Source organism: Streptomyces sp. sk2.1 (assembly GCF_008120935.1).
GTDB lineage: Bacteria > Actinomycetota > Actinomycetes > Streptomycetales > Streptomycetaceae > Streptomyces.
On the sequence record NZ_RDBO01000204.1, the window covers coordinates 1 to 9,622 of the forward strand.

General features: G+C 71.5%; 4 protein-coding genes and 2 pseudogenes. 4 read left to right on the plus strand and 2 right to left on the minus strand.

Going from position 1 to position 9,622, the window contains the following annotated elements; genetic code table 11:
* Window positions 1-266, minus strand: a pseudogene (locus EAO76_RS47880) (hypothetical protein); the annotation flags it as partial.
* Between EAO76_RS47880 and EAO76_RS42460 the strand changes: the two are divergent.
* The 3 genes from EAO76_RS42460 (at window position 156) to EAO76_RS42470 (ending at window position 6,892) form a co-directional block, all read left to right on the plus strand.
* On the plus strand, window positions 156-3,071 hold the full coding sequence (locus EAO76_RS42460; protein WP_262376231.1) for a BTAD domain-containing putative transcriptional regulator: 2,916 nt from the start codon (window positions 156-158) through the stop codon (window positions 3,069-3,071). The pseudogene EAO76_RS47880 and the gene EAO76_RS42460 overlap by 111 nt on opposite strands.
* Before the next feature lie 468 nt (window positions 3,072-3,539).
* The gene (locus EAO76_RS42465; protein ID WP_148841559.1) at window positions 3,540-4,325 is read left to right on the plus strand and encodes an ABC transporter ATP-binding protein; all 786 of its coding nucleotides are present in this window, start codon (window positions 3,540-3,542) and stop codon (window positions 4,323-4,325) included.
* Window positions 4,325-6,892: an FtsX-like permease family protein gene (locus EAO76_RS42470; RefSeq protein ID WP_187439038.1), complete on the plus strand. Its 2,568-nt coding sequence runs from the start codon at window positions 4,325-4,327 to the stop codon at window positions 6,890-6,892. The genes EAO76_RS42465 and EAO76_RS42470 overlap by 1 nt, the downstream gene beginning before the upstream one ends.
* Before the next feature lie 427 nt (window positions 6,893-7,319).
* On the opposite strand, the gene EAO76_RS42475 is transcribed toward EAO76_RS42470, so the two are convergent.
* A complete protein-coding gene (locus EAO76_RS42475; RefSeq protein ID WP_148841558.1) occupies window positions 7,320-9,158 on the minus strand; it encodes an AfsR/SARP family transcriptional regulator in 1,839 nt (612 codons plus the stop codon).
* Window positions 9,159-9,379: 221 nt separating this feature from the next.
* On the opposite strand from EAO76_RS42475, the pseudogene EAO76_RS42480 reads away from it, so the two are divergent.
* Window positions 9,380-9,622: pseudogene (locus EAO76_RS42480) on the plus strand (hypothetical protein); the annotation flags it as partial.

A 9,622-nucleotide genomic window follows, 5' to 3' on the forward strand; every position in this document is an offset into this window, starting at 1 on the left:
GGTCGTCCGGGGAAGAGTGTGCGGTACTCCTCCAGGGGCCAGGAGACGAATGTGCCGTCGCGGATTCCCTCGATGCGGGCGATCGGGAGGTCGTGATCGGTGGGGCGCGTCAGCGGACCACGCTTGCTCTTTTGTTGTTGAATTCTGGCCGGATCGTGCCGGYGGATACGTTGGTGGATGAGGTGTGGAACGGGAGTCCGCCGGCTACGGCGCGGACTCAGATCGCGATTGTGATCGCTGCGCTCCGTAAGACGTTCAAGGCGCAAGGGGCCGGGAGCGACATGATCGTGACGACGCATCCGGGGTATCTCCTGGATGCGGAGGGCCATGATGTTGACGCGGCGGAGTTCGCCGTTCTGGTGGCGCGGGCGGAACAGGCGGTGCGTGAGCGGCGTCCGCGTGATGCGGAGGCCTGTTATCGCCGGGCCCTGGACCTGTGGCGGGGGTCGGCTCTGGCGGGAGTGTCGGGGATGCTGGTGGAGGAGGAAGCGGCCCGGTTGGGGGAGCGGCGGCTGAACGCGTATGACGACGCGACGGCTCTGCGGTTGGCGTTGGGGCGGCATTACGAGTTGCTGCCCGAGCTCGGCGGGGTTGTGCAGGACAATCCGCTGCGTGAGCGTACGCGGTACCACCAGATGCTGGCGCAGTACCGGGCCGGGCGGCGGGCGGAGGCGATGGAGTCCTACCGCCGGGCCCGCGAGCAGTTCATCGAGGAGCTGGGCCTGGAGCCTGGGCCGGACCTGCAGGAGCTGCATGATCTGATCCTGCGGGACGATCCGTCGCTGGCCCCGGCCGGGGGTCTGCTGTCGGCCGCTGTCGGGGAGATCGCGGTGGCGGGGGGTGAGGCGGTGGTGCCTTTCGAGCTGCCGCCCGACATTCCCGGGTTCACCGGCCGTGAGGGGGAGCTGGCGGCTCTGGACATGCTGATGGCCCGTTCCCCGGCCGCGTCGCAGACTCCCACTGTCGGCCTGGTCACCGGGGTTGCCGGGGTCGGGAAGTCGGGCCTGGTCCTGCGCTGGGCGCACCGGGCGGCCGATGACTATCCCGACGGCCGGCTTTTCGCGGACCTGCGCGGCTACGACGAGCGGCACGAACCGGCTTCCGTCGCCGATGTCCTGGGCCGTTTTCTGCGGTCGCTGGGCGTGCCGGGGCAGCAGATTCCCGAAGCACTGGAGGAACGTGTCGCGCTCTACCGCAGCCTGCTGGCCGAACGCCGGGTGCTGATCGTCCTGGACAACGCGCGCACCCATGCCCAGATCGCCCCGCTCCTGCCGGGCAGTGGCGCCAGCTGTGCGGTCGTCACCAGCCGCGACCAGCTCGAGCAACTGGTGACCTGGCCGCCGCAGGCCCGTATCCACCTGGGTGTCCTGCCGCCGGGCGAGGCCGTCGATCTCGTCGCGAGGATCGCCGGCGAGGAACGCATCGCCGCCGCCCGCCCGGACGCCGCCCGTCTGGTCGAGCTGTGCGACCGCCTCCCGCTGGCCCTGCGGATCGCGGCCGCCCGCCTGGCCTCCAAACCCCACTGGCCCTTGCGTCACATGGTCACTCGCCTGAGCGACGAACGCCGCAGACTCGACGAACTGAGTCAGGGCGCCTCCCGGGTTCGGGCCGGCTTCGAGCTCAGCTACCGCTACCTGTCCCCCGACGCCGCCCGCCTCTACCGCCGCCTGGGCCTGACCGCCGTGCCCGACTTCACCTCCTGGGTGGCCGCCGCCCTGCTCGACGTCGACGTCATCGACGCGGAACTGCTCCTGGAAGACCTCGTCGACACCCAGTTCCTCGAAGCCGTCGGCACCGACGCGACCGGCCGGCTGCGCTACCGCTTCCAGAACCTGCTGCGCCTGTATGCCGGAGAACGCGCCCGGGAGGAAGAACCCCGCCAGGACTGGCAGGACGCCCTGCGCCGCGTCTTTCGTACCGCCCTGGCCATCGCCCGCGAGGCCCACCGCCGCGAGAGCGGCGGCGAGTTCGGCATCGTCCACAGCACCACCCGCCCCCACCCCGTCGACACCGACCTGCTCGAAGAACTCCTCACCGACCCCCTGGCCTGGTTCGAAGCCGAACGCCTGTGCCTGGTGGGCATGATCGAACAGGCCGCCGCCATGGGCATGGCCGACCTGGCCTGGGACCTGACCGGCTGCACGTCCGTCCTGTTCGAGACCCGCAGCTACGTCGAGAACTGGCACGACTGCGCCCTGCACGCCCTGCACGCCGCCCGGGCGACCGACGACCGCCTGGGCCAGGCGGTCATGCTCCACCACCTGGGAGCCGCCGCACTGATGCGCCGGCACATGGACGAGGCCAAAACACGCTCCCAGGAAGCACTCGAACTGTACGGGGTCATGGACGAACCACTGGGCCGCGCCCTGGTCCTGCGCAACCTCGCGGTCGTCCACCGCCTCCAGGGCGACCCCGACGCGGCGGCCGACCGGCTGCGCGCGGCCCTGCCCGTCTTCCGTGAGGCCGGCGACCTGTCCTCGCAGTCCTCCGTCCTGCAGAACATGGCCCAGCTCGAACTCGACCGGGGCAACCACGAAGCCAGCCTCGGCCACGCCCGCGAAGCGGTCCGTGTCGCGGAGTCCATGCGGTCGGGTTCCTCGCGCAGCCTGGCCCAGTGCCTGTACCGGCTGGGCAGCGCCCAACTGCTGTCCGGCCGGGCCCGGGAGGCCGAGGAGTCCTACCTGCGCGTGGAGGAACTGTCCCGGGCCAAGGCCGACACCCACGGCCTGGCCCACGCCCTGTACGGACTGGGACAGGCCCGTGCGGCGCTCGGCGCACTGGAATCGGCCGAGTCCGCCTACGTCCAGGGACGCAAGATCGCCCGCAGGCTGGGCAACCCCGTGGTCGAAGGTTCGATCCGGCTGAAACTCGGCGTGCTCCTGCGGGACCTGGGCCGCCACGAGGAGGCCCGTACCGAACTCACGGGCGCCAAGGAACTGTTCACACTCAGAGGCGCCACCCACTGGCAGGAGGAAGCCACCCGGGAACTCGACGGCTTCCCGCCATCACCCACCAGACAGGAAAACCCATCGCAGAACCCGTCGGGAAACCTGCCGCCGGACACCTGCTGAACCCGCACGGAACACACCACCCCGCCCCAGCACCCTGAACCAGCACAGGCACAGGACCCGGGACCCGGGGCACGGCGCCGCCCCGGTACGCCGGGCCGGTACGGGATGCGATATTGCCCGGTGCGCCGGGTCGGTCCGGCGCCTTGGACCGGTGTCGCGGGGCGGTGCGGGTACTGCCCCGCCCCCCCCGCAGAGGCTCCTCGCGCACCCCTCCTTCCTCCTGCACATCACCGTCAAGACCGCAGCCCACCGCATCACCCCTTTGCGATGCCTGCCTCGCCGCCGCAGCCCTGATCGACCGCCGCAGAGGCACCCTCTCCCACCACCGGACACCATCCCAACCGCACCGAACCGCCCATAAATAGATCGAATATAGAAGTGCGGAACACGCTCGACCCGATGCCTTGCACGCTCAAAAACCATCCCTCTGAGACCCGGAACCACACTATGGACAGGACAGGTCGCAACATGGTGACCGAGACGAGCCGCTCTTCCCGAAACAACGGCTACAACACGGTCAATCGGGGACACGCCCTTCGACTGGCCGACGTGACCAAGGTGTACGGCAGGAACGCCAGAGGCGTACGGGCCCTGGACGGGGTCTCCGTAGAAATCGAGCGCGGCTCCTTCACCGCCGTGATGGGCCCCTCCGGCTCCGGCAAGTCGACCTTCCTGCACTGCGCCGCCGGCCTCGACAAACCCACCACCGGCCAGTCCTACATCGGCGACACCCAGCTCAACGACATGAACGAGACCCAGCTGACCAAACTGCGCCGCCAGCGCATCGGCTTCGTCTTCCAGGCCTTCAACCTCATCCCGTCCCTGTCGGTCCGCCAGAACGTCGAACTGCCCCTGCGCCTGGCCGGCGAGAGCCTCGACAGGAGCTGGCTCGACGAGATCCTGGGCCGCGTCGGCCTGGGCGGCCGCGCCTCCCACCGCCCCGCCGAACTCTCCGGCGGCCAGCAGCAGCGCGTCGCCATCGCCCGCGCCCTCATCACCCGCCCCGACGTCATCTTCGGCGACGAACCCACCGGCGCACTCGACACCGTCACCGCCAAGGAGATCCTCTCCCTGCTGCGCACCTGCGTGGACGAGACCGGCCAGACCGTCGTCATGGTCACCCACGACCCGGTCGCCGCCTCCTACGCCGACACCGTCCTGTTCCTGGCCGACGGCAAGATCGCCGGACAGATGGACGCCCCGACCGCCGACCTCGTCGCCGAGCGCATGACACACCTGGGAGCGTGGGCCTGATGCTGCGTTACGCACTGCAGACCCTCAAGGCCAGGAAAGGCGGTTTCATCGGCGCCTTCCTCGCCCTGTTCTGCGCCGCCGCCCTGGTCACCGCCTGCGGCATCCTCCTGGAGACCGGCCTGCGCGGCACCATCGCCACCGAACGCTACGCCGCCGCCCCGGTCGTCGTCGGCGCCGACCAGAACGTCCACCAGACCACCGTCAAGAAAAAGAAGGGCAAGGTCAAGCAGAAGCACAAGGCCAAGCCCCTGGCCGAACGGGTCTGGCTGCCCGAGAACACCCTCCAGACCCTCACCGCCCTGACCGGCGTGCGCAAGGCGGTGCCCGAGACGAACTTCCCCGCCTACGCGGTCGGCCCCCAGGGCCGCATCGTGCCCGGCATCGACAACAAACCCTCCTACGGCCACGCCTGGTCCTCCGCCGAACTGACCCCCTTCGAACTGACCGACGGCAAAGCACCCACCAACCCCGACGACGTCGTCCTGGACCGGGAACTGGCCACCCGCACCGGCCTGAAGCCCGGCAGCAGCCTCGTCATCCAGTCCACCGGCGCCCCCACCACCTACAAGGTCAGCGGCGTCGCCGCGCCCCAGGACGGCGACCTGCACCAGCAGACCTCCCTGTTCTTCTCCGACGAGACCGCCCGCACCCTGTCCGGACGACCCGGCCAGATCACCGCATTCGGCCTGCTGCCCAAACCCGGCGTCTCCCCGTCCGACCTCGCCGACCAGGCGAAGAAGGCCCTGGACGGCGACGGCCGCAGGTACGCCGTCGCCACCGGCGGCGAACGCGGCCCCATCGAATTCCTCGACGCCGGCAAGGCCCGCATCAAACTCGTCTCCATGGGCGGTGCCATGGGCGGCACCTCGCTGCTCGTCGCGATCCTCGTCGTCGTCGGCACCTTCGCCCTGTCCATCCAGCAGCGCCACCGCGAACTGGCCCTGCTGCGCGCGATTGCCGCCACCCCCAAACAGGTCCGTCGGCTGATCGGCCGAGAGGCCCTGATCATCGGCGGCCTCGCCGGCGGCCTCGGTTCGGTGGCCGGCCTGCCCATCGCGTACTGGCTGCACGGCAAGTTCATCGACTTCAAGGCGATCCCCGACACCCTCGAACTCACCTTCAGCTTCGTACCGTTCGCCGCCGCCGTCGGCGCGGCCCTGCTCGGCGCCTGGGTCGCGGCCCGCATCTCCGCCCGCCGCACCGCCCGCATCCGTCCGGCCGAGGCCCTGTCCGAGGCATCCATGGAACAGCGCCATTACGCCCGGGGACGGCTCGGCGCGGGCATCCTCGTCCTGGCCCTCGGCATCGGCGTGGTCGTCCTGCTGGGCTTCCTGCGCACCGAACCGGCCTCGCAGCCCGTCACGTTTTTGTCCGTCGTCGTCCTGGCCGTCGCGGTCTCGCTGCTCGGCCCGGCCATCGCCCGCATCGCCGTCGCCGTCCTGGGCATCCCGCTGAAACTCTCCCGCGTCGGCGGCCACCTCGCCACCGCCAACGCCCGGGCCAACACCAAACGGATGGCCGCCGCCGTCACCCCCCTGGTCCTGCTCATCGGCATGGCCTGCACCGTCCTGTTCGTGCAGACCACCATGGGCGACGCCGCCACGGCCCAGGCCAAGGCCGGCAACAAGGCCGACTGGGTGGTCGCCTCCGACGGCCCCGGCGTTCCCGCCCGGGCCACCGACGCACTGCGCACCGTGCCGGGCGTCACCCAGGTCACCGAGATCGTCCGCACCCAGGTCCGCGTCGGCCTCGACAAGTACCCCGCCCAGGGCATCTCCACCCAGGGCCTGACCACCAACTGGGACCCCGACGTCTCCGAGGGCAGCCTCAAGGACTTCGGGGACAGGAGCATCGCGATGAGCGACGTCTCCGCCGACCACCTCGGCAAGAAGCCCGGCGACACCCTCAAGGTCACACTCGGCGACGCCACCGTCGTCGAACTGAAGGTCGCCGCCGTCTACGAACGCGGCCTGGGATTCGGCGACCTGACCATGCCCCACACCCTGGTGGCCCGGCACGTCGACAACCCGCTCGCCTCCCTTGTCCTGGTCAAGACCACCGGTGATGGCAGGGCCGGCCGCGAACAACTGGCCGCAGCCATAGAACAGTTTCCCGGCACCGGCGTCCTGGACCGCACCCGGGCCGACGATCTCCAGGCCGAGGTCCAGCAGTCCAACGCCGAGGTCAACTACCTCGCGATGGGCCTGATCATCGCGTTCACCGCGATCGCCGTGGTCAACACCCTGGCCATGTCGGTCTCCGACCGCACCCGCGAGTTCGCCCTCCTGCGCCTGGTCGGCACGACCCGGCGCCAGGTGATGTCGATGCTCAGGATCGAGTCCGCCCTGATCGTCCTGGTCGCCGCGGTCCTGGGCACCGCCATCTCCCTCGCGGTCCTCACCGCCTTCAGCATCGGGATGACCGGCGCCGCCCAGCCCTCCCTCGATCTGCCGATGTTCCTGGGCGTCCTCGGCCTGGCCGCCCTGCTCACCGCCGCGGCCACCCTGATCCCCGGCCGCGTCGCACTCGGCGGTCGCCCGGCGGACGTCATCAGCGCCTGCCAGTGACACCCCCCCCGGGCGTCGGCCGGGCTTGGCCGGCGCCCCCGAAACACAACACAACACAGCGCGACACGGCACATCGGTTGAGGGGCCGGCTCCCGCCGCCGGGGGCGGGAGCCTCGGCCGATGACGGACATCGGGACTGTGGCCCCGCTCGGTCCGGCACCGTGCCGTTGTCCGCCCGGTTTCCCCGCTGCGCCGGTGGTCGGATGCGCGTACACCTGGTGAGGAACGCGAACGTGTCCGGGCCGGCGTCCGGCGCCCCGCGAACGCGTCGTCGCCGACGCGTGACCGTCGTCCGAGAGACCCGCGCCCCAGCCCCCGCCCTCGTCCCCGGGATCCCGGCCCGCTCCTGGACCTGCGGAACATGGTGAGCCCCCGCATGGCAACCGCCTCGTGAACGGCACGGCCACCCGCGCCCCGGCCACCGCGGTCACCCGGCCGCGGTGGCGCCGTGCATGGCCGTCGCACCCCGTACGGGGGGCAGGGCGGCGAAAGCGGCCGGGTCCGGTGTTGCCGCGTACAACAGGACCAGCTCATGACACCGGTACAGCGGCAGCCCCTGCGGATCGAGCCCCGACAGGTCCAGCAGCGCGGTGTCCACCAACAGCTCCAGCACCCGCTCGGCCTCCTCCTCCGACACCCCCGCACGCACTGAGGCATCCCGGGCCGAGAACGGCTCCGTACCGGCATCCGACAGCATCGCGAGCGCCTGCGGACCGGCCGAGGACAGACGCCGTACCGACGGGAGCAACGCCCTGCGCACGTCCAGATCACCGAACGACAGCTCCGCCAGCCGCTGCGCCGGGTTCGCGAGCCGGTTCGCGAACCGGCCGGCCGGCCATGACGGCCGCGCCGCCATCCGCGCGCCCACCACGGCCAGTGCCAGCGGCAGCCCCCCGCAGTAGGCGACCAGGTCGTCGGCGGCGTCCGGGTCCTTCGCCGGCCGCTTTGCACCGGCCGCCGCCACCAGCATCGCCAGCGACTCCCCGTCGTCCAGCGGCGCCAGGGCCACGGTGTCCGCCCCGGCCACCCGGGCCAGCCGGGACCGGCTCGTGATCAGCACGGCCGCCTGCGGGCTCGCGGGCAGCAGCGGCGCCACCTGCAGATCACCGGCCGCGTCGTCCAGGACGACCAGCAGCCGCTTGCCCGAGGTCCGCGCCCGGTAGAGCCGGACCAGTTCGTCCCGGTCCGGGGCCCGCGAGGAGTCCTCGTCCAGACCCGGCTCGCCCAGCGCACGCAGCAACCGCACCAGCACCTTGCCGACATCCTTCGGCCTGCCGTCGCGGTCGCACAGCTCGGCGAAGAGCTGACCGTCGGGGAAACGGCCCGCGCTGTCCTGGGCGGCCCGCACGGCGAGCGCCGTCTTGCCCACCCCCGCCATCCCGGTCACCAGCAGACGCCGGGGCCGCTCCGCCCGCTGTGCCAGCCGTGCGGCCAGCAGCGACCGTTCCGCGGCCCGGCCGACGAAATCACCTTCCGCGGCGGGAAGCATGGTGGGGACATCGGACCGCCCCCGCGCCGCTCCTGCACCCCGTAGCCGCAACTCCCCGCCCAGCACGGCCTGGTACGTCGCCCCGAGCACCTCACCCGGATCCACCCCCAGCCGGTCGACGAGCACCTTGCGCCCCTCGTAGTACGTCTGCAGGGCGTCGGCCTGCCGCCCGCACCGGTACAGCGCGGTCATCAACTGCGCCCGCAGCCGCTCCCGCACCGGATGCTCGGTGACCAGCCCCGTCAGCTCCGCCGTCACCTGTTCGTGCATGCCCAGCGCGAGATCCGCCTCGATGCGGTTCTCCAGCGCCAGCATCCGGGCCTCCTCCAGCCGGGGCAGCTCGGCCTCCAGGAGGAACTCGGTCACGTTCGACAGGGCCGGACCGCGCCACCACCCCAGCGCCTGGCCCAGCAGCGCCTGCGCATCGGCGTGGCGTTGCTCCCGCAGCGCCTCACGGCCGAGCCGGTCCAGCCGCTCGAACTCGACGGCGTCGATCCGGGCCCCGGGCGCGCGCAGGATGTACCCCGGCTGCCACCGTACGATCTCGACCCCGTCGCCGAGCAGCTTGCGCAGCCGCGACATGTACGTGTAGATCTGCGCGTTCGCGGTGACCGGCGGGTCCCACCCCCACAGCATCGCGCTGAGCCGGGTGTCCGAGACGACCCGCCCGTGCGCGAGCAGCAGCGCGGCGAGGACCGTGTGCACCTTGGAACCGGACAGCGTGATCCGGTCCCCCTCACGCCGGGCCTCCACCGGCCCGAGAATCCGGAAGTCCATGCGGCAAACCCCTTTCAGGTCTGAGCCTCCTGCATGGAACCCGAAGGTAGGCGGCACCCTTATCCATGGGTTATCGCCGAGGCCCGCACGCCGATACCGCCCTGGCCCCCGGCCTGGCGGGAAAGGGGAGACCGGGAGAACGGGAAGGGGAGATGGAAAGGGGAGACGGGGAGATGGGGGAGGCGGTGACGGATCCGCACACGCGGCCGGAGGAACCGGCCGTGCTGCACGACCGCGTGCTCGTCCTGGAGGGCGAACGGGCCCGGCGGTTGCTGGCCGAGGACCGGTGGCGGCTGTCCCCGCCGGACGCCGAAGCGGTGCGGGCCGTCCTGGCCCGCCTCACCGCCCCGCTGCCGGTCGGGCGGGGCGCGGTGGCACGCGGGCAGGAGGAGGTGCACCGGGACAGACGGATCCAGCGCATCCTGCGCACCACCGTCCACCACCTGGACGCCGGGGCCGTCAGC

What these genes read in the sequence shown, in the direction of transcription:
- EAO76_RS42465 (WP_148841559.1), top strand. Translation starts at nt 3,540, where the DNA reads ATGGTGACCGAGACGAGCCGCTCTTCCCGAAACAACGGCTACAACACG.
- EAO76_RS42470 (WP_187439038.1), top strand. Translation starts at nt 4,325, where the DNA reads ATGCTGCGTTACGCACTGCAGACCCTCAAGGCCAGGAAAGGCGGTTTC.
- EAO76_RS42475 (WP_148841558.1), bottom strand. Translation starts at nt 9,158, where the DNA reads ATGGACTTCCGGATTCTCGGGCCGGTGGAGGCCCGGCGTGAGGGGGAC.